The sequence below is a fragment of the Abiotrophia defectiva ATCC 49176 genome (assembly GCF_000160075.2).
Lineage (GTDB): Bacteria > Bacillota > Bacilli > Lactobacillales > Aerococcaceae > Abiotrophia > Abiotrophia defectiva.
The window spans coordinates 74,274-93,916 of record NZ_KI535341.1; the positions used below are offsets into that span (position 1 = coordinate 74,274).

Here is a 19,643-nt window from a genome sequence, read left to right on the forward strand (position 1 = left end):
TGAATCATGTGATTCCATGTCCTATGCGGTATTAGCAGTCGTTTCCGACTGTTATCCCCCACTATGAGGTAGGTTACCCACGTGTTACTCACCCGTTCGCCACTCACCTTGACCAAGTGCAAGCACCTAGTCGCGGTTCGTTCGACTTGCATGTATTAGGCACGCCGCCAGCGTTCGTCCTGAGCCAGGATCAAACTCTCATGAAAAAATTCATAAGTCTTGTTGACTCATTTCTTTACTAGCTTGTTTTTTACCCAGCTTGTCTGCTGCCGAATTGTTGGTTGTTCATCAAGTTTTCCTCGATGACCCTCACATTCTTGGTGTGTCTTTGTTTAGTTTTCAATGTGCTTGTTGCCCTCATGTGACAACTTCTATATATTAGCACAAGCCTTACTTCCTGTCAACAACTTTTCAGAAGTTTTTTCGAAGTTTTTGGTCAGTGCTTGTTGCTGGTAGCAACTCATATATCATATCAGTCTGGGCTATACTTGTCAAACACTTTTTAGCTCTTTTTTCAAACTTTTTAGTGAATGTTCGCTAACTCTCAGACCTACTCTATAATATCATTACAACCGCTTAAGGTCAAGCCCTTTTTGGGGATTGTCCAGCAGCTTTTTTAGCTGTCGCTGTCGTAAGGACTCTAGTAATATACCATGGTCCACTTAAGACTGTCAACCACTTTTTTTCATCTTTTTTGGTCTATTTGAGAACTTGTGTTTAAGACTCTTTGGGGCCCTCTTTGGCCACAAGATATAGTGGTATAAACAAGACAAGCAGGGAAGTCCATCTGGATCCCTGCTTGTTTCTGTCTATTATATAGTAGAAAGTCTTATAAGCGGCTGTTCAATTCCGCAGCTAAGTCTTCAAAACCTGGCTTACCTAAGAGAGCAAACATGTTCTTCTTGTAGGCTTCTACCCCTGGTTGGTCGAATGGGTTAACCCCGTTGAGGTAACCAGAAATAGCAACCGCGATCTCGAAGAAGTAGACTAAGTAACCTAAGCTGTAAGCGTCCATAGCTGGGATGCTTACCACCAAGTTAGGCACTTGGCCATCGATGTGAGCCAAGAGGGTCCCTTGGAAGGCTTTGGTGTTAACGAAGTCAACGGTTTGACCTTGTAAGTAACCTAAGCCATCGGTATCAACTTCTTGTTCTGGAATGACCACGTCATGGCGAGGCGTCTCAACCTTGACAACCGTCTCGAAGATGTTGCGACGGCCTTCTTGGATGTATTGACCCAAGGAGTGTAAGTCAGTAGAGAAGTTAGCACTTGATGGGTAGATGCCCTTGAAGTCTTTCCCTTCTGATTCGCCGAAGAGTTGTTTCCACCATTCGTTGAAGAAGGCCATGCCTGGTTCGTAGTTAACCAAGAGTTCGGTTACTTTACCTTTACGGTAGAGGATGTTACGGATTGCGGCATATTGGTAAGCTTGGTTGCTTGCTAAATCTGCTTGGCTGTATTCGGCCATAGCAGCTACTGCCCCTTGCATCATGGCTTGAATGTCGCCACCTGCAACCGCGATAGGTAAGAGACCTACTGGGGTTAAGACAGTGAAGCGTCCGCCGATTGCATCTGGGATAACGAAAGTTTGGTAACCTTCTTGGTCGGCTTCTGCTTTAAGGGCTCCACGCTTAGCGTCAGTGGTAGCGTAGATACGTTTGATGGCTTCTTCCTTACCATACTTAGCAATCAATTTTTCCTTGAGGACACGGAAACCAACGGCTGGTTCGGTAGTAGTCCCTGATTTAGAAATAACGTTGATTGAGAAGTCACGGTCGCCAATCAAGTCTAATAAGTCATGTAAATAAGTAGAAGAAATGCTATTACCAGCAAAGACTACTTGTGGCATCCCCTTACGGCCAGCCTTCATATTATAGAAGCTATCGTTCAAGAACTCGATGGCTGCACGAGCGCCTAGGTATGAACCCCCGATCCCGATAACCACTAAGACATCAGAATCTTGACGGATTTTCTCAGCAGCTGCTTGAACTTGGGCAAATTCTTCCTTATCGTATGCTTCAGGCCAAGTTACCCAACCGGTGTAGTCACTACCTGCACCTGTACCCTCACGCAATTGACGGTCAGCTACGGTCACGTAGTCTTGGAGTTGAGTTAGTTCGTGTTCGCCAAAGAATTTTTTGGCAGTAGAGTAATCAAATTTAATATGTGCCATTTTTTCCTACCTCTTGTCTAGCTAGTATTGGACTAGTTTATTTGATTTGTTGCTTGACTTCAAAGCGATCTTCTTCAATGGATTGAAGGGCGCTGTCAATCCATTCCGGTAACTTCTTAGCCACACTGGAAAAGCCAATGTCAGGCAAGTGGCGCTTGGCGCGCTTCTTGGTCCGGGCTGGATACGGCGGGGTGTTGAGCTTCATCAAGACCCGCATGGACAGGCTAATCTTCTTGGTATATTCATCAATGTCAATGACCATGACCTTGACCTTGTCGCCTACCTTAATCTGGTTGCTGAGCTCATTCATGTAGCCATGCTTGCACTCAGAAATGTGAACCAGACCTTGTTCGGTTGGCGAGAGACCTACGAAGACGCCATAATTTTGGATGCCTGTGATTTGGCCTTCAACGATATCGCCTATTTTAAATTCAGTCATAGGATGTCACCATCCTTGCTTATTCTAACACATCAATCGTCTCAATCACAACAGGTTCTACCGGTTTATCTTGGAGACCGGTAACAACTTTATTGATTGCAATGACGACATCCATGCCTTCTACCACATGACCGAAGACCGTGTGGCGTTGGTCCAACCAAGGTGTCCCGCCCTCTGTTGCATAGGCTGCCACGATTTCTTCAGGGAAACCGAGTTCCTGCATTTGGCCCAACATGGTGCTTGGCACATTGCTAGCTGTTACGATGAAGAATTGGCTACCGTTAGTATTAGGTCCTGCGTTAGCCATAGAAAGGGCACCCTTCAAGTTGTAGAGCTCACGTGAGAACTCATCTTCGAAGCTCTCGCCATAGATGCTCTCGCCACCCATACCGGTACCACTTGGGTCGCCCCCTTGAATCATGAAGTCTTCAATGACCCGGTGGAAAATCACGCCATCATAGTAGCCTTGCTTAGCAAGACCAACGAAGTTAGCCACGGTCTTAGGTGCTAGCTCTGGGAAGAGGGCTACCTTAATGTCGCCGTGGTTGGTTTTAATTAAAGCATGTAAGCTGGCTTGAGCCAGATCAAGTTGTGGATATGTCATGAATCATCCTCCTATTGTTAATGGTTGAATATCATCTATATGATACACTAAATCCCGTCAGATTCAAATCAAAAGCGACCTTCTCACGATTTTTCTTGAGAATTTACGGCTTCCTACTAGTTTCAAGTCGCATTTTTTGATATTATCTAATAGATACCTGTATAAGGAGAAGGAGGGATCCCCCCACTTATGAATACCATATTGCTGACATCTCTTGTCGCGATTCTCTTCACTCAAGCTATTAAATACCCTATTGCCCTCTTGACTAACCGTCATAAGGTCAAAGTAAATATTGTCATGACCACTGGCGGTATGCCAAGTTCGCATTCGGCCGCAGTCAGCAGCCTGATTACCAGCCTAGTGCTGGAATACGGCTTTGAATCCCCCCTAGTGGCCATTGCCACTATTTTCGGGGTCATCGTCATGTTTGACTCCATGGGCGTGCGTCGCCAGAGTGGTGAGCAGGGTCTTCTGCTTAACCTCTTAGCTAAGCGTCGCCTGCAAGACCCGGAGATTCAAGCTGACTTCCGCCGTCTGCAAGAAAGCCACGACATCGATCACTATGAAGATATGATCATCGAAAAATACCTGGGCCATCGCCCCACCGAAGTGGTGGTCGGCGTCTTAGTCGGCGTTCTAGTCGCCTTCGTCAGCCGGGCCATCTATCTCAGTCTCTAAGAAATCTGGTGCAAGGCCCCTGGACTTGCCCTTTTCTTTTGCCTTAAAAACTATGATTGCATAAGGAGTCCCTACTATGTCTCAAATTTACGACATCACCATTATCGGTGGCGGGCCGGTTGGCCTCTATGCTGCCTTTTACGCTGGCATGCGCCAGGCCAAGACCAAAATCATCGAAAGCCTAGACCTGCTGGGTGGCCAGCCAGCCCATCTCTACCCTGAGAAGGCCATCTACGATATCCCGGCCCACTACCAAATCAAAGGGGGCGACCTCACCCAGTCCCTGATTCAGCAACTGGACCACTTCGACACCACCATCTGCACCGGTCAGGAAGCCCGTCAACTGATCCAACATGAAGATGAGGACGGCAAGCCCTACTATGAAATCCAGACCCCGCAAGCGAGTCACTTTAGCCGCGCGGTCATTATCGCCGTAGGTAACGGAGCCTTCCGTCCTCGTAAATTGGACTTGGCTGAGGCGCCAGACTTTGAAGGGAAATCACTTCATTATTTTGTCCGTCAACCTGAAGCCTTCCAAGATCGAGTGGTAGCTATCTGCGGCGGGGGCGATTCCGCCCTAGACTGGGCGCTGGCTATCGAACCTTATGCCAAGCAAGTCCACCTAATCCACCGCAGATCCCAGTTCCGGGCCCATGAACACAGCGTCAGCCTGCTGGAAGCTTCTAGCGTCAAGATTTGGACCCCTTACATTCCAGTTGGCCTCCATGGCCAAGACGGCCAGCTCGACCACTTAACCTTGCAAGTGCCACGTCAAGAAGAAACGGTCGACTTAGCCGTCGATGACTTCATTGTTAGCTACGGCTTCGTCTCTTCCTTAGGCCAGATTGCCAAGTGGCCCCTGACTATCAAACGTCAGACCATCGAGACTGGCAGCTGCCACCAAACTAATTTGCCAGGTGTCTACGCCATCGGGGATATCGCCCAATACGAGGGCAAGACCAAGCTGATTGCGACTGGTTTTGGCGAAGCCACTACGGCGGTTAGCCACGCCATGGCCAGCCTCTATCCAGAGCGCAACAATCTACATGTCCACAGTTCCTCCCTTTTCGAGGACAAATAAAAAGACGAGGCCTGAGCCTCGTCTTTTTTATGCTTATTCAGCTACTAATTCCACTTCGATGTTGCCTTTTACTGCTTTAGTGTAAGGGCAAATGTTTTCTGTCTCTTGAACATAGCGTAAGGTTTCTTCTGGGCTCAAGCCTTCAATAGATACAAACAATTTAGCTGCTAGGTGCAAGCTGCTAGTATCTGGTAGGTCGCCTAAGAGCACTACTTCAGCGCGCACTTGGCGTTGACGGTCGCCTAAGCCATCACGTTGTAATGGGAAGGACAAAGCCCCATTGAAGCAGGCAGACAAACCAGCTGCGAAGAGTTCTTCTGGATTGGTGTAGCCTTCTTTTTTAGCCATGCTAGTCTTAAGATTTAAGTCCCCTGTTACGGATTTAACTTCGCCATCACGGCCACCTGTGTTCACGACGGTTGATAATGAAATTTTTTTGCTCATACTTACTTCCTCCTCGATTAGGTTATCCTCATTATAGCATAAGCTCACGCTAAGCGTATTCAGAATGCTCGCGGTGCGAAGAATTTGACAAAAAGCCAGGACCACAAGCCATAGAGGGCAAGAATAAGTGCCGTCAGTCCCAAGAAATAAGACTGGGGCAGAATCCAGATGACGGGGTCCAGACGTGGATCGAAGAGCCAGAGCTCATTGGCGAAGAAAAGCCGGTGGAAGGCTACAAAGGCTTGGTCAAAGAAGAGCAACATCCCCAGAGCTAGCAGGGCAAGGCCCCACTGGCCTTGCTTAAGTGCCTGCCAATAGGACCAGGAGTTGAATTGCCCTTGACGGGCCCAGCGCCAGATAAGGACATTGAGCAGGAGAGCTAACAAGACCAGGCCGATTATGAGCGTCCGAACCTCAGCAAAGTGCTGGCGCCCTCCGGCTGAACTGGCAAAATGTGCTAGTTCTAGGCTAGGTTGCCAGACTTGCCAGAGATAGGTCCAAATACGCATAAAGTCATCATAGACGGCTGACTTTGACAGACCCGCAATCTGGGGAATCCAATCCACTTGCAGATAGACCCCATAGAGTAGGGGCGCTAAGAGAATGGTCCCCAAGACAGCATTTGCTAGGCCACTTAAGATAGTGACTCCCGCCCGGACCCAGGTCCGTATTTGTTCCATGACTAGAGCTCCCAGGTCGAAAGGTCTGGCCGTACGTAGGTTGGTTGTACTGGCACGGACTTGAGGTCTTCTTCTTGAGTAAAGCCTGTCAGGACTAACAAGGTATCCATACCGGCATTAATCCCCACCTTGATGTCGGTCTCGTAATTATCGCCAATCATGAGGACTTGATCCTTGGTCAAGCCCAGGGTGTGGAGCCCCCCCTCCAGAATGGGACTGAAAGGTTTACCCATGACCACCGGTTCTACCTGACTGGCATATTGAATAAAGGAAGTCAAGGCCCCTGAACTTGGCATCATGCCCCGTTCAGTTGGGATATTGCTGTCGGTATTGGTCACCAAGAAGGCCGCCCCATTCCGAATAGCTAGAACCGCAATAGACAGGGCTTCATAGGTGGTGTGACGGTCCAAGGCTTGGACCACTACTTGGGCCGACTCATCTTCCACTAGCGTGAAGCCGGCTGCCGCCACCTGTTCCTTAAGAGGTGCTTCGCCCACTACATAGACCGTTTGCCCCTCATGGTGGGCATGCAGATAGTCAATAATGGCCATGGCGGAGGTATAGACATGCTTCTCGGTCACAGGCAATTCATACTGGGTGCTGAGGGCCTGGGCTACTTGAGCTGCCGAGCGCGTCGCATTATTGGTAATGAAGAGGAAGGGAATGTCTTGCGCTACTAACTTCTTAATGAAGGCTTCGGCTGTCGGAATACGATTCTTACCGAAGTAGACGGTTCCGTCTAAATCAATCAAATAACCTGCGTAGTCTTTCATAGGGACCTCCTAAGGGTTGGTTTTGTTCTTTTGCTTGATGACAAAGTTATTCTTACGTTGCTTGGCAGCAACTGGCGCCTGCTTAGGAGCGGCTTGATTGCCAGACGCTGGACGGCGGTTGCGTTTCTTGAAAGGCTTCTTGCCACCCTTGGCCGGCGCATCCACCTTGTTGCCCTTGAAGCGGTTTGGATCTTCCTTAACTTGAATTTTAGCTAATTGCTTGGTTTCGCCAACCTTCTTCTCGATTGGAGCCGGCTTGGTCTTGGCCTTGTCTTTAAGTTTGGCGTATTTAGCCACTTCCCGCTCCTTGGCTAGGACGAAGTAACGGCAGCCAAAGTTACAGTATTCATTGAGGTAGTCTTCTAGGAAATCAATGGTTTGATCCTTAGGTACCTTGGCCTGGCCGATTTGATAGAAGCCTCGTAGACGTAACTGTTCAAAGCCCCAGTCCCCGACAATGAAGTCGAACTTCTCGAAGTATTCTTGGTAGCGATTCTCGAAGGCTAACAAGTCGAAGCCCTCACGGTAGTTGAGGACTAATTGATAAGGTTCCTCCTTAATCAGCAGGTGGTCTTCGTTAATCTGGCGGATTTGCTTGTCTTCTTGGACCTGGTCCTGACTAACGTCGGTCAGGATGGAGTCGATTTGATAGGATATATTATTATCGCGTTGGGTCATGCCTTTAGCTCCTTTACTTCTATGTCTCGTTCCTTCCTATTATAGCAAATTCTGGCCCTGCAAGCTATGGAATTCTCTGGGCTAAGTCACCCGACAAAAAAGCCCGCTCATTCAGCTTATGGCGGACTGAATGAGCGGACCTATCTTAAGGAAGCAGAAGTTGGGATTATTTGGCTTGGGCTTCTACCTGATAAACAGCCGCTTGGACCTGTTCAGGGGTGACACCTGGCACCGCCAGTTTGAAGGTTTCTTTGTCGGATGCGGCGAAGTCAGCTAATTTGGCTACGGCAGTCGCCATGTCCTCTTGGACCTCTAGCTGTTGCCAGGAGTAGATGAAGCCATTGTCCTTGCAGTAGTCGATGAGTTTTTGGGTCTCACCCTCTTCACCCATGGCCGCCAACATTACCAGCAACCCATAAGCCACCTTGACCCCATGTTCAATGGTGTGGGTTTCGGCAAATTGTGATAGAGCGTTGTGGACAGCGTGAGCCCCCGACATACGGCCATATTCACAGGCAAAACAACCTACGGCAGCAGCCACGTTGAAGACCGTGTCGACCACGCGCTTGAAGGTGTCGTTCACTACGCCCAAGGCATGAGTGGCTAAGGCAGCGTGGGTATCGCGGAGCAGAATATCCTTGGTTACCTTGGCAGCAGCCAAACCTAATTCCACATTGGCTTCTAGCGCCCCAGTCAAATGACGGGTGATACTTTCGGCCTCATACCACTTGGCTACCGTATCACAGATACCCCCTTCGAAGTAGCGTTTAGGCGACTCTACTAAGAGATCCAAGTCCACCACGCAGGCATAAGGGGTACGTTTGAAGTAGGCCACATCATTGAAGACCCCATTAGGATGATAGACAGCCGCAACAGGTGTGGTCGGCGCACAGGTCCCCACGATTGTCGGCACGGTCACCACTTCACAGTGGAGGCGGTCAGCCGTTCCCTTGGCGGTGTCACAAAGCTTGCCCCCACCGACAGCCACGATGACATCTGCATCGGCCGCTAAGTCTGCCAAGCGGTCCATATCTTCATAGCTGGCTGTGTGGTCATAACGTAAGACTGGCACACCTTCTAGAGGTTGAGGTAAATGCTTCAGAAAGGCAGCGTAAGATTTCTCCCCGGTAATAATGTAGGGACGCTCGAAGTTCTTTAAAATGCCTGCTAAAGAAGCCAAAGCTCCTTTTTCACTGATATATTGTCCGGGTGTACTACGTACGACTTGTACAAATTCCATAAGCGTCCTCCTTATCACTTAGATATAACTAAGTGAATGATTAAAGTTTTATTAGAAAATACTCTAACACACTTATTTTTCTAATACAAGGCCCTAGCGACAAAAATCTGTATCACTTTCTGAAAACAATCGGAAATTTCATGAAAAAAGCGCCAAGCTATCAGCCTGACGCCAGTTTATGCTAGCTTAATGGCCCAACTTAGGGAGCCATTCAAAGATGAGGAAAATGAGAAGTAGGGCCTGAAGAATCAACATCAGTGGGACCCCCAGGGCAAAAGGCCACTTATGAGTCTTGTGACGCCAAACCTGCATGGCCAGGAGAGCACCCAGGGCGCCGCCTATGGCAGCTAGGCCTAGTAGGCGAGCTTCCGGCACTCGACAGCGGTGGGTCACAGCCTGATGCTTGTCCCAGATATAGACAGCCGCCGTCAGCAAATTAATCAGAACAAGATAGAGCCAAATATAGGTCATCATGGTCGCTGCTTCCATTCTGCCAGGAAGTCAGCTAAATTACGCTCATGCTGGTACTTGATGGCTGCCTGAATATCCTTTTCGATGATGGCCTTGCTTAAATCCAAGCCATTGATGGCCGCAATGGCCACAGCATAGTGTATCAGGTCCGCCAGCTCAGTCACCAGTTCCTGGTCGGTATCCTGACCCTTACCTTGCTTGCGACCGGCACGAATATTGAGTAACTCGGCTATTTCACCCATTTCCTCTACTAGCTTAATGAAGAGGCCCTGTTCCTGACCCCAGTCACCATAATGTTCCGCTAGATAGGCCTCTAAGGCCGCTAAATTCAAATCTGTCATTCCCGTCTCCTCCTATGGGTGCAAGCACCTCACTTGCCCAGTCTCAGTCACCATGCTACCATAAAAATAAGAATCTGTTAAGGAGGACCCACATGCAAGCACTCCAAGCCCATGAAGACTTGGCCCAACTCAAGGCCCAGTCTCAGCTCCTCATTCTCCAATTCGCTAGACCTCAATGTGCGCCCTGCGCTAGCTTAGCCATGAGACTGGATGAATGGGCTCAAAGTCATCCCCAGGCTACCCTACGCTACATCGACATAAGCCAGTGGCCCCAAGTAGCCGCCCAGGAACAAATCCTCTCCGCGCCTACCCTACAAGTCTACATTGACGGACGCCGCTACCTACAAGAAGCTGGCTATTTTAGCCTGGACCTCTTACTAGACAAGCTGGACCACTACTGGGAATTACGCCAAAATAGACCATAAAATAAGAAAAGAAAAAGGCCATGACATGGCCTCTTTTTTATGCAGTGAGAAATTTGCTGGCTAGCTTATGGACCACTTCTAGCCCCACCCTTACAGCTCATCTAGTATTGACAGACACTTTCATTTATTTTGACCGCATCCTATCAAGGCGGTCAAAATAAACTTAGCTTTGAGCCGGATGCTGGGCAATGAAATCACAGAGGTCCGTCACCTGCTCTGGTCGCGTAGACCAAGCCGTTGTCAGACGGACCACAACATAATCTTCAGCCAGTTCCCAGGTCGCATATTGGACCTTGTCCGACCAGATTGGCACCAAGACCTTAGGTAGACGGACAAAGACCTGGTTGGTCACCGAACGATCGACTAGCTCGTAGCCATTGGCCACTAGGCAATCCTGAATAGCCTGGGTGGCTGCCACCGCCTCGCGGCCGATGACCTGATAGAAGCCATCCTCGAACATCACCTCGAATTGGACTCCTAGGACGCGTCCTTTGGCTAGGACCGCGCCCCCCTGCTTCATAACAGTAAAGAAGTGTGGCAGTAGACTTGGGTTGGAAATCACCACGGCCTCCCCTAGCAGGGTTCCACACTTGGTCCCGCCAATATAGAAGACATCTGTCAAACGCGCCAAATCCGCTAGACTGACATCGTTACTTGGGCTGGCCAAGGCATAGGCCAGTCGCGCCCCATCAATAAAGAGGGGAAGCTGGTGCCAGCGGCAGACAGCTGACAAGGCCTCCAATTCCGCCAGACTGTAGAGGGTGCCTAGCTCGGTTGGTTGCGACACATAGACCATGCCAGGATAGACTGAATGAACATGGTTAGCATCCGCATAGAAAGTCGTCACCCAATCCTCAACCGCTTGGGCGGTCAACTTACCTTCATGGCTAGGCAGGGGCAAAACCTTGTGACCCCCTAGTTCAATCGCGCCCGCTTCATGGACATTAATATGGCCCGTATTCGGCGCCAAGACCCCTTGGTAGGGTCGCAAGAGGGCCCGAATCACAGTCGCATTAGTCTGGGTTCCCCCTACAAAGAAATGAACCGTGGCATGGGGGCAGTCGCAGGCTTGACGAATCAAGTCATAGGCCCGCTCACTGTGGCTATCACTGCCATAACCCGCAGCCGGTTGGCGGTTGACTTCTATCAATCGCTCCAAAACCCGCTCATGTGCTCCCTCTAAATAATCAGATCCAAAATACAAATAGTCTTCAGTCATAATAATCAATCCCCTAATTTAATCAATATAGTCCTGCTGGATTTATTATATACCCTCTTCTCTCTAGCGCGCAAACCGCAGTGCGGTAGAGAGAAAGCTAATGACTCAATATAGGTGCTTAAGCTTAAGATACAAAAAGCCCTACTTTCTGAAGTAGGGGCTTGGGACTATAAGATATTTTCCTGCCAGATGAGATTACGGCCCTCATCAAAGCTCCGTAAAATAGCTAAGTCATCTGGGCTCAAGGTCAAGTCTAGGCTGTCAAAATTCTCCTTCATTTGGCTAGGGTTAACAGTCCTCGGAATGACAATCACACCTTCTTGCATCAAAAAGGCTAGGAGGACTTGGGCTACGCTTTTACCATAACGGCGCGCCATAGCGGCAACAGCCGGATGTTGGAAGATTTCCCGGCGACCTTCAGCAAAGGGCGCCCAACCTTCAAACTGAATGCCTACCTGCTGGGTGTAAGCCCGCATAATACCTTGTTGGTGGAAGAGATGGCACTCATTCTGCAAGACAGCCGGGCGAACGCGGCAAGCAGATAAGACGGTCTCAATTTCCTTACGTCCAAAATTGGAAATACCAATGGCGCGCACATAGCCCTTTGAAACGGCCTCTTCCATGGCCCGATAGGTCCCCATATAATCAGGCACTATCCAATGAATGAGCATGAGGTCCAGATAATCTAGTTGCATCTTATCGAGCGCTTGCTTAATGGCCTGCTTAGTAGCCAAATAGCCGGAACTATTGACCTTGCTCGTTATAAAAAAATCTTGGCGCGGAAGTCCCGATTGCCTGACGGCTTGCCCGACTCCCTGTTCATTTCCATAGTAATAGGCTGTATCAAAGAGTCGATAGCCGATCTCAATGGCTTGGCTCGCAACCTTAGCCGTCTCCAAAACTGGTACCTGGTAGAATCCCATACCTAAGACAGGCATTTGTTGACCTGTATAAAGTTGACAGTAACGCATCATTAGCCCTTCTTTCATCCTCATTCGAACGGTTCCCTATTCCTTAAGTGATGGCAATCAAGAAATGTTGAGTGTAAGCGTTTTTCTCCAATTATATTTTACCGGCCCTTTTCAGGCCTGTCAACCTCTTCCGACCGTATCTGTTATATGAGAGTCTTTCTAGAAGGGGCTTTAGTTGGGAGATATTGATGCCCCTAATAAACAAAAAACTATGATAGAAGCTAGGTTCTATCATAGTTTGTTTTGTCTTGCCACCAATCCAACTGCCACTGGCGTTCCTTTTGAACGGTTGCTAGGTCATCTGGATAGGCTAGATTAATAAGTTTAATCGCATAATCACTGGCAACCATGGCGTGTTCCTTCATATGGGCGGTCGCCACCGCATGGCCAATGACCCGCAAAAGGGCTTGTTCTAGAGGATTCTCGGCTTGCTTGGCCAACGCGTGTATCTTGAAGCCCGCCTGTCTGACATCGTGCATACGGGTCTGGCCGGCCAAACAAGCTTGGCTGACCGCCCAGCCTGCCTCAATATCAGGCTCCTGCCCTACCTTAGAGCCAGTCAATTCAATCAGATGCTCTACCAAATCCCGGCCGAAGCGGGCACAAGTCTCTTGACTAGCGACTTGGTAGTAGGAATCTAACTGGTTTCTCAAATCATCGCTGTCTAGCAACTTAATTTTCCGTCTGGTCATAGCCTTGCGCCTCCTTATAGACTTCTTAGCCCTAGTATACACCAAGCCCTAGCTGAGTCAAACAAAGCCAGTTGCCACACGTTCCCATAAAAAAGAGACCGGACTTCAGAAATCCGACCTCTTTTATTGGCTTAAGGTAAAATGGCAATAGCGCGTACAGGCGAACCAGTGGCTTGCTCCCAATGTGGGAAGCTGACACTAATCAAGGCGCCAGTGGCTGGCACTTGGTCCAAGTTGTTCAAGACTTCTACTTGGTAGATATCTTGCTCCAAGAGATAGTATTCGTTCACTAGGCCGTGCTCCGCTGCTGGAATACCGGCATCGGTGTCAAAGGTCTCATGACCCACTGCCTTGACTTGGCGTTCCTTAATCAGAAATTCCAAGGCCTCGCGACTCCAACCTGGACTCTGCTGAACTCCAGCATCATCTAGGTTACGCATAGCCTCTTGGCTTGGCCAACGCTTAGACCAGTCAGTACGGAAGGCTACGAAACTTTCAGGACGAATTTGACCATGCTCTGCTTCAAAATCTAGGATATCTTGCTTGGTCAGGATATAGTTAGGGTTCTCCGCCACTTGAGCCGACTTATCAATGACATAGAGAGGTAAGAGCAGATCCTTGAGTTCAATCTGGTCCAGCCAGCGGCCGCCTGCCACGAAGTGGATTGGGGCGTCAATGTGGGTCCCGTATTGGCCCACCACCGAGATTTTCTGAACGTGGAAACCATCCTTAAGGGTGAAGAGGTCTTCCTTCTCTAAGGCTGGTAGAGCTGGAAAATGTGGGCTGGACTCATTAATGACATGGCTAAGGTCAACCCATTTTTTGGACTTGAGTGTTTCATAGAGTGAAAGTAAATCTGACATCTTGTCTCCTCCTAACTAAGAGCTAATGATTACTGTAAAGGCAGTATAACAAAGTTAACTGAGGCAAAACAAGATAGAAGGCCTTATTCCCTTAGACTATTTTGCTAGAACCTGATATAGCAAATAGCTATAGAAATTAAAACAAGAGGCTAGCTCCGAAGAACTAGTCTCTTGTCATCTTAGCTTATTTATCCTTACTCAATTGGCTTAAAATCCCCTTGAGATTAGCTACTTGCTGGCTGATGGCCGTTTCTAGGTCTTGGTCCCGTTCCAAGGGGAAATAGAGGGCGCCGACTAAGACGGAATCATCTTCTTTACCCGTATCCTCTAAGCGGTAGAGGACTAGGCAGGCCATGCCTTGGTTAGGCTCCACTTCATAGCGAGCTTGGAATTGTTTGCCGTCTATCTCAAGCTTATCTTGGAAGAGGGCATCTTCCCGGTCCGATTCAATCCGTTCCTGCAGCTCCTTCTCGGTAATCAACTTGCCACCTTTGAGGGGCGAAGTCGCATAGGCCTCTAAGGTATAGAGATTGACATAGCCCTTCATACCAGGCGTCATGATACGATAACCTACATCCCGACGGTCGTCCTTGGTTAAGGATGGATGCAATTTCCAGTCCTCAGGTATCTTGTAAGGACGTTCGGTTGGCTTAGGGGGCTCCTTGCCATCCACGGCCTCATACATCCAGTTCTTGGATGATTCGAAAATCTTATCTTGGCCCTTGTCAATAGCACTTGGCTCCACCTTCAAGAGGGTCTTGAAGAAGGCCTCTTCCTGCTCCTTGTTTTCTAACTCCTTGCTAGACTCTGAAAGAGCGGAACTGGACTCTTGGCTATCGTCCGATTCGTTAGCCCAGGCTACTTGAGGGGCCAATAAGAAGCTAGTGGCAGTTGCTAGACTGGCTAAGACTAGATGTAATTTTTTCATGCTTTACCTCCTTGGGCGACCGATGATAAGGGGAGTCACCTTGGTTACTGGAGTACCTAGCCCTAGTGTAACCTATTTAAGCTCGTCAGGCAAGGAAAGGCCTATTTAGCCAGACCTGCTGCCACCAAGGCCAGAAGCCAGAGATGTAGCGGATAAAAGACATAGAAGAAGTAGCGGTGGAAGGCTGATTGCTTGCCTCTTTGGCCATTGTAGAGGGCTAAAATCGGCAAGACGCTAATGAAGAGCCAGTCAGAGTTGTAGAGCAGCATGGTGAGGGTCTCCTGCCAACTATCGTAGGTGGAGTAAGAGAGGGTAAATAGGATTAGGGCTAGCCCCAGATAGAGCAAGTTCCGTAACCCCTGGCGCTGACGGCAGCAGTAAGTAATCAAGATAAAGGGCAGTACCACCATGCCTCCTTCTGTCAGCAAAAGTCCGACTAAGAAGAGCAAGCCGGCACCTGCCCAACGGAGGCGTTTGGCTTGTGTCGTCAGGCTTTGACGGGGGAAGGCCAATGCCAGCACGCTCACTCCTAGGGCTAGGGTCAGGAAGATATTATTGCTGATATGGACACCGCGCTCGGCTAAGAGGCTGTTAAGCAACCAGTTGCCGGCTGCCATGGTAGCGGCAGCACCCCAGAGGCGGACTTGATAGCGACGCAGATTGCGGGTATGGAGGAAGCCCTCTACCGCCAGATAGGCAAAGCCCGCGGCCACACAGCGTGTCACCGCATGGAAGATAGCCTCCCAGACTGGCGGCACCAGTCCAGGCACATGGGGCAGATGGTCCAATACCATCAGGGCCGCTAGCAGGTATTTGATTTGATTGGCATTTAATTTCTTCATGGGAATGCTCCTTTAAGTTTTCTTAGCTTAAGTTTAGACCCAAAAAGCCCGGCCAACCATAAGCTGAGCTTACAGTTAGCCGGGTTATCTTACATTATTGAAAGTTTAGCCTCGCTGGTCTAAATCCCGCAAGAGACGCTGGATGACCCAGGACTTAAGCAAGAGGGTCAAAATGAAGTTTGGCAGCAAGGATAGGAGAAAAGCCAAAATCCCCAGACGAGCCACAAAAGATGAGAGCAAGACGGGTTGCCAGTAGAGCCTCCAAACTAGGGGCACCAGGCCAAAGAGATAGCCTAACAACAAAAGGCCATTGACCAGATAAGGCCGCTGGCGCCCCGGTAAGGCCCCATTAAAACGTAAAGTCTGGTCACGGAAATCGCTCAAGATGGCACGCTGAGTGGCCTGGTCTGGCGCTGGCACTGACTTGACTTGGCTTCTGAGATGACTTGACACGCCTTCATATACTAGCGCTAATAAGAGCCCTAAGAGCAGAGGCAAGGCCACTGCCCCTAGACTCCCTAGATAGCGATCCGGGAAGTGCGGCTGACGCCCCGCATCATAACCTAGCCAGCGAAGGATACGCCCGACTAGCAAAGGCAAGATGACCAAGCCTAGAGACCACAGGGTCCAGGCCACACGCCGGTTTAGGTCAGCGGGACTTTCCTCTTTCCATAGCAGCTGGCCACTTGCGAGGTCATATTCAGCTAGCAAGCGGCGGTCTGCTTCCTTCTGGCTTTGACGCAGATAGGCACCATAAAAGACTAGTTTTCTATAGGGGAGCCACATTCCTTACTACCTCCGCTTCCTGGGCTTTTCTTCCTCTCTATTCTAGCCAGATTGGCCATCAAAAACAAGACCTGAGGCCTGAGGAAACGGCCGATTTCAATAAAAAAACACCCCCTCGTCAGGGGGTGCCATATGTCTGTCTATTGCGGTGCTCCTAGCTAACCGTTAGAGGAGAGCGCGAATAGATTAGGCATTTTCTTTTTTCTTGATCAAGATTAAGCTCATCCCACCAAGCATCGCGACGAGACCTACCGCAAACAAGGTAGCATCACTCGTTGCCCCAGTGTTTGGTAGTTGCGCGTTATCCGCTGGGCCATTGGCTGGCTTAGCTTCCAAAGCAAGTGCGGATTCTTCTACTGGTAGTTGGCTGCTAGCAGGGTCTTCTGAGATGATCAGTTCTGGTAATTCAGACTGAATGTCAGCTTGCCCGCTATTGAATTGGTCGCCTTTGGATTCTGAGAAGAATGATGAGGACTCGGACTCCGAACTTGTCGATTCACTCATGCTAGATGCTGACTCAGATTCGCTGGCTTGTGACTGGCTAGAAGATGCCACTGATGAGGATTCGGACTCCGAACTTGTCGATTCGCTCATGCTGGACGCTTGACTAGCTTCACTTGATTGAGACTCGGATTGAGCTTGGCTAGAAGATGCCACTGATGAGGATTCAGACTCCGAACTTGTCGATTCGCTCATGCTGGACGCTTGGCTAGCTTCACTCGATGAAGCTTCTTGTGAAGAGCTGGAAACTTCTTGTGATGAGGACTCGGACTCCGAACTTGTCGATTCACTCATACTTGAAGCTTCACTCGATTCACTTGAAGATTCTTGAGAAGAACTTGATTCTGGGTCAGTTGGGGTCTCATTGCCACCCACTTTGGTACCTACGCGGATGATTTCTTTGACCATGGCTTTGACCACAGATTCAGTTGTATTGCTGACTAATTCGCCAGTCGCCTTGTTGGCTAGGGCGTAAGTCGTCAGCTTAAGGATTTGACCGTTGACACCGGCTTGCAAGACTTCACGTTTGCCCGCTTCTAAGGTGTCATCTTTCTGCTCCTCTGTTTCGTAAGGAACATCTACATATTCCTTATCAGGACGCGTCCCAACTTTAATTAAGCCATTTTGGACTTGGGTCGCTACCTTGGTGACAGTATCTACCACCACTTTTGAAATCACAGGTTGCTCAAACAATTCCTCATAGAGTTTAGCGAAATAAGGTTCCGCTTGATCCATTGGGGTGAAGCCCTGTGCATCCCAGACTAGGGAGCCATTGACGGTCTTATAGCGAGGATATTCCCAATTAAATATCTTCTTAGCCGCATAGCGACCCATGAACTCAGCGAAGGCTTCCTCAATGTTCTTGGTGTAGTATTCGCTGTAGTCTGGCTTGTCTTTGAAGGCTGAATTGAAGACTCCTTCAAATTCCTGGGTATTTCTAAAACCTAGGACATTACTACGAGAATCGCGGTAAGTCGCAGGATAAGCATATTCCACCGCCCCGAAAATCCCGGCGTTAGCGTCGATGATATGGGCGATTTCATGCAAGAGTGTGGCAATCATGGCTGTGGCTGGTTGATCCACTGGGTAGCCATAACTTGACGTGTAGTACAAGAGATCAATATTGCCGGTCGCATAGTAAGCCAAACCAATGGCATCATCGGTCTTAGCCGCACTTGGCAATTTCTTATCTGACACGCGTAAGTAGACTAAGTTCTTCCGATATTCAAACGGAATTTTCTTAATGGTTGCCTCAAACTCATCCCGAACACTCTGAGGAATGTCTCCCTCATAATGTACGTTGAGGTTGTCACTACCGTTGAGGTAGTTATAACGTTGAGTCATACCTGTATAAGCAATCTTAGCCCAGTCAATCATGCCTTGTTGGCGCTCGTCCAACTTACCTAAGGCCTTAAGATGCTCAGCCGCTAATTCTAAGCGCTGATAGTTGGCCTTAACGTCCGCATAGAGCGCATCGGTCATAGTGTTCTTAGCATGGTAGCGTCGAACTGCATCCTTCTGCGTAATCAAATTCTGCTTATCCAAAGGAATCAAGCGTTCGACATGACGCCCACTGGATACTTCGATTAAGTAAGCGAAGGTTTTCTCTAACATGACCTTATAGAGGTCTTCATCACGGCTAAAGTCAATATCTTCCCAATTGCTGGTCCCCATTGCTCGCGCCTGGTATCGGATGCTACGAATATTAGGGTTATTAGGGTCTAACATTTCAGTCGTTAGTGTATAACCCTGGTAGACACCATCTGTTGGCTTAAGCAAGGTTGCATCAGACTGTACTAACTCTCTCACGCCGGTGCCTTGATCAAGATGCTGTGTGCTTGGCACTGGTACAAAGAGTTTGTTGATGACAATCTTATCACTTGGCAGCGCCTGAGAGCTGTCCACAGAATAAAGTTTCTCATCAGTGTACATATATTTGTCTGACCGCAAAGCGTCTTCCACGCCTGGCCCTAAATCAACGGCCGGTGCTTTTACTACCTTGTAAGTAGTCGTGGTTGTGACGCCACCATCAACTGGCTTTTCAACGACATCCTCTAAGCCTGCATCCATCTCTGAGTCAGCAATATATTCGATGCTGGCCGACTCCGTGATTTCATGCTCGACTTTGGGGTCGGGAGCCCTAAGATTAGGTCCTGTATGTTCAGATGACTCAGCTGGCTGGTCGTCTTCAGCAAGGTTACCCCCGCCATAGTCGCCGGCTGCTTCTTCCGCTAGGTTACCCACAGCAGGAGAAGTCTGCGCTGCACTTGAAGGCGCTGCTTGTGATGATTCTGCTGGTGCAGATATCGCAGGCACCTGACTTGCTAGCGGATTACCGGATTCAAGACGCGTAGCTGCCTCATCAGCTACAGGTGCTTCTTGACGGTGCTCTACACTGGCAACTTCATGACCTGCCTGAAGAACCGCTGGGTCTTCATTCGCAAACACTGCCGGGGATGGTAGCACACTACCCAGCAAGAGTGCTACAATCACAAGTCGATGTATGGTGCCAAGTCGCTTAGCCATCGATCGATCCTTCTTGTTTGTTATAAACATGTATCGATTGTTCCCTCCTGTTTCCGTTTTTGATCGGATCCTTAACATAAAATGTCACATGCACATAAAATCGCATCCTAATTTAGTCTGCAAATAACATTCTATCTAAAGACCCAACTTCTAGTTTACCACATGAACTGAGGCAGCCACAATATAAGATGTGAATTTTTTTAGAACATTTTATGTCCCCACCCCTCAGAAATCGCGTCACAATAAGAAAAGGACCTAGTCCTGTCAATGACAGAACTAAGTCCTAAG

21 protein-coding genes and 1 other annotated feature (1 of these 22 only partly in view) are annotated in these 19,643 nt (G+C 48.9%); of the genes, 3 read left to right on the forward strand and 18 right to left on the reverse strand.

All coding sequences use genetic code 11. The features are described 5' to 3' along the window. Window positions 1-206, reverse strand: a sequence feature (16S ribosomal RNA rRNA prediction is too short); it reaches 327 nt to the left of the window's first position. A gap of 623 nt (window positions 207-829) precedes the next feature. From GCWU000182_RS07810 to GCWU000182_RS07820, 3 genes are read right to left on the reverse strand one after another with little or no spacing between them, the layout of a single operon-like run. Next, a complete protein-coding gene (locus GCWU000182_RS07810; protein ID WP_023392267.1) occupies window positions 830-2,173 on the reverse strand; it encodes a glucose-6-phosphate isomerase in 1,344 nt (447 codons plus the stop codon). A 37-nt stretch (window positions 2,174-2,210) separates the two neighbouring features. After that, complete coding sequence (locus tag GCWU000182_RS07815; RefSeq protein WP_023392268.1) at window positions 2,211-2,612, reverse strand: CvfD/Ygs/GSP13 family RNA-binding post-transcriptional regulator; 402 nt, start codon at window positions 2,610-2,612, stop codon at window positions 2,211-2,213. 19 nt (window positions 2,613-2,631) lie between these two features. Next, window positions 2,632-3,216 carry a peptidylprolyl isomerase gene (locus GCWU000182_RS07820; protein ID WP_023392269.1) on the reverse strand — a complete coding sequence of 195 codons (585 nt, stop codon included), beginning with the start codon at window positions 3,214-3,216 and terminating at the stop codon, window positions 2,632-2,634. 189 nt (window positions 3,217-3,405) lie between these two features. On the opposite strand from GCWU000182_RS07820, the gene GCWU000182_RS07825 reads away from it, so the two are divergent. Next, window positions 3,406-3,894 (forward strand): divergent PAP2 family protein, encoded by a 489-nt coding sequence (locus GCWU000182_RS07825; protein ID WP_023392270.1) that lies wholly within the window; start codon window positions 3,406-3,408, stop codon window positions 3,892-3,894. 76 nt (window positions 3,895-3,970) lie between these two features. Further along, window positions 3,971-4,975, forward strand: a complete 1,005-nt coding sequence (locus tag GCWU000182_RS07830; protein WP_023392271.1) for an NAD(P)/FAD-dependent oxidoreductase — start codon at window positions 3,971-3,973, stop codon at window positions 4,973-4,975. 33 nt (window positions 4,976-5,008) lie between these two features. On the opposite strand, the gene GCWU000182_RS07835 is transcribed toward GCWU000182_RS07830, so the two are convergent. The 7 genes from GCWU000182_RS07835 to GCWU000182_RS07865 all read right to left on the reverse strand — a co-directional run bounded on the left by GCWU000182_RS07835 (window position 5,009) and on the right by GCWU000182_RS07865 (window position 9,602). Further along, window positions 5,009-5,419: an Ohr family peroxiredoxin gene (locus tag GCWU000182_RS07835; protein ID WP_035364791.1), complete on the reverse strand. Its 411-nt coding sequence runs from the start codon at window positions 5,417-5,419 to the stop codon at window positions 5,009-5,011. 59 nt (window positions 5,420-5,478) lie between these two features. Further along, a complete protein-coding gene (locus GCWU000182_RS07840; protein ID WP_023392273.1) occupies window positions 5,479-6,099 on the reverse strand; it encodes a TIGR01906 family membrane protein in 621 nt (206 codons plus the stop codon). 2 nt (window positions 6,100-6,101) lie between these two features. Continuing rightward, on the reverse strand, window positions 6,102-6,872 hold the full coding sequence (locus tag GCWU000182_RS07845; protein WP_023392274.1) for a TIGR01457 family HAD-type hydrolase: 771 nt from the start codon (window positions 6,870-6,872) through the stop codon (window positions 6,102-6,104). 9 nt (window positions 6,873-6,881) lie between these two features. After that, window positions 6,882-7,550 carry a YutD family protein gene (locus tag GCWU000182_RS09710; protein ID WP_023392275.1) on the reverse strand — a complete coding sequence of 223 codons (669 nt, stop codon included), beginning with the start codon at window positions 7,548-7,550 and terminating at the stop codon, window positions 6,882-6,884. 166 nt (window positions 7,551-7,716) lie between these two features. Next, window positions 7,717-8,790: an iron-containing alcohol dehydrogenase family protein gene (locus tag GCWU000182_RS07855; RefSeq protein ID WP_023392276.1), complete on the reverse strand. Its 1,074-nt coding sequence runs from the start codon at window positions 8,788-8,790 to the stop codon at window positions 7,717-7,719. A 186-nt stretch (window positions 8,791-8,976) separates the two neighbouring features. Then, a complete protein-coding gene (locus GCWU000182_RS07860; protein WP_023392277.1) occupies window positions 8,977-9,264 on the reverse strand; it encodes a DUF1294 domain-containing protein in 288 nt (95 codons plus the stop codon). Further along, window positions 9,261-9,602, reverse strand: a complete 342-nt coding sequence (locus GCWU000182_RS07865; protein WP_023392278.1) for a MazG nucleotide pyrophosphohydrolase domain-containing protein — start codon at window positions 9,600-9,602, stop codon at window positions 9,261-9,263. Before GCWU000182_RS07865 ends, GCWU000182_RS07860 begins: the two co-directional genes overlap by 4 nt. Window positions 9,603-9,694: 92 nt before the next feature. On the opposite strand from GCWU000182_RS07865, the gene GCWU000182_RS07870 reads away from it, so the two are divergent. Next, the gene (locus tag GCWU000182_RS07870; protein WP_023392279.1) at window positions 9,695-10,027 is read left to right on the forward strand and encodes a thioredoxin family protein; all 333 of its coding nucleotides are present in this window, start codon (window positions 9,695-9,697) and stop codon (window positions 10,025-10,027) included. Between the two features lie 163 nt (window positions 10,028-10,190). Here the strand turns inward: GCWU000182_RS07870 and GCWU000182_RS07875 are convergent, their stop codons facing one another. From GCWU000182_RS07875 to GCWU000182_RS07910, 8 genes are all read right to left on the reverse strand, one after another. Then, complete coding sequence (locus tag GCWU000182_RS07875) at window positions 10,191-11,246, reverse strand: threonine aldolase family protein (protein ID WP_023392280.1); 1,056 nt, start codon at window positions 11,244-11,246, stop codon at window positions 10,191-10,193. Window positions 11,247-11,413: 167 nt separating this feature from the next. Further along, the gene (locus tag GCWU000182_RS07880; RefSeq protein ID WP_035364795.1) at window positions 11,414-12,217 is read right to left on the reverse strand and encodes an aldo/keto reductase family protein; all 804 of its coding nucleotides are present in this window, start codon (window positions 12,215-12,217) and stop codon (window positions 11,414-11,416) included. A 221-nt stretch (window positions 12,218-12,438) separates the two neighbouring features. After that, complete coding sequence (locus GCWU000182_RS07885; RefSeq protein WP_023392282.1) at window positions 12,439-12,909, reverse strand: putative immunity protein; 471 nt, start codon at window positions 12,907-12,909, stop codon at window positions 12,439-12,441. Between the two features lie 131 nt (window positions 12,910-13,040). Further along, window positions 13,041-13,772: a cyclase family protein gene (locus GCWU000182_RS07890; RefSeq protein ID WP_023392283.1), complete on the reverse strand. Its 732-nt coding sequence runs from the start codon at window positions 13,770-13,772 to the stop codon at window positions 13,041-13,043. A gap of 184 nt (window positions 13,773-13,956) precedes the next feature. Beyond that, on the reverse strand, window positions 13,957-14,700 hold the full coding sequence (locus GCWU000182_RS07895) for a hypothetical protein (RefSeq protein ID WP_023392284.1): 744 nt from the start codon (window positions 14,698-14,700) through the stop codon (window positions 13,957-13,959). 101 nt (window positions 14,701-14,801) lie between these two features. Continuing rightward, window positions 14,802-15,542, reverse strand: a complete 741-nt coding sequence (locus GCWU000182_RS07900) for a TraX family protein (protein WP_023392285.1) — start codon at window positions 15,540-15,542, stop codon at window positions 14,802-14,804. Between the two features lie 105 nt (window positions 15,543-15,647). Then, window positions 15,648-16,328, reverse strand: coding sequence for a hypothetical protein (locus GCWU000182_RS07905; protein ID WP_023392286.1), 681 nt, complete (start codon window positions 16,326-16,328; stop codon window positions 15,648-15,650). A gap of 186 nt (window positions 16,329-16,514) precedes the next feature. Next, complete coding sequence (locus GCWU000182_RS07910) at window positions 16,515-19,355, reverse strand: G5 domain-containing protein (RefSeq protein WP_035364797.1); 2,841 nt, start codon at window positions 19,353-19,355, stop codon at window positions 16,515-16,517. Between the last annotated feature and the right edge of the window lie 288 nt (window positions 19,356-19,643).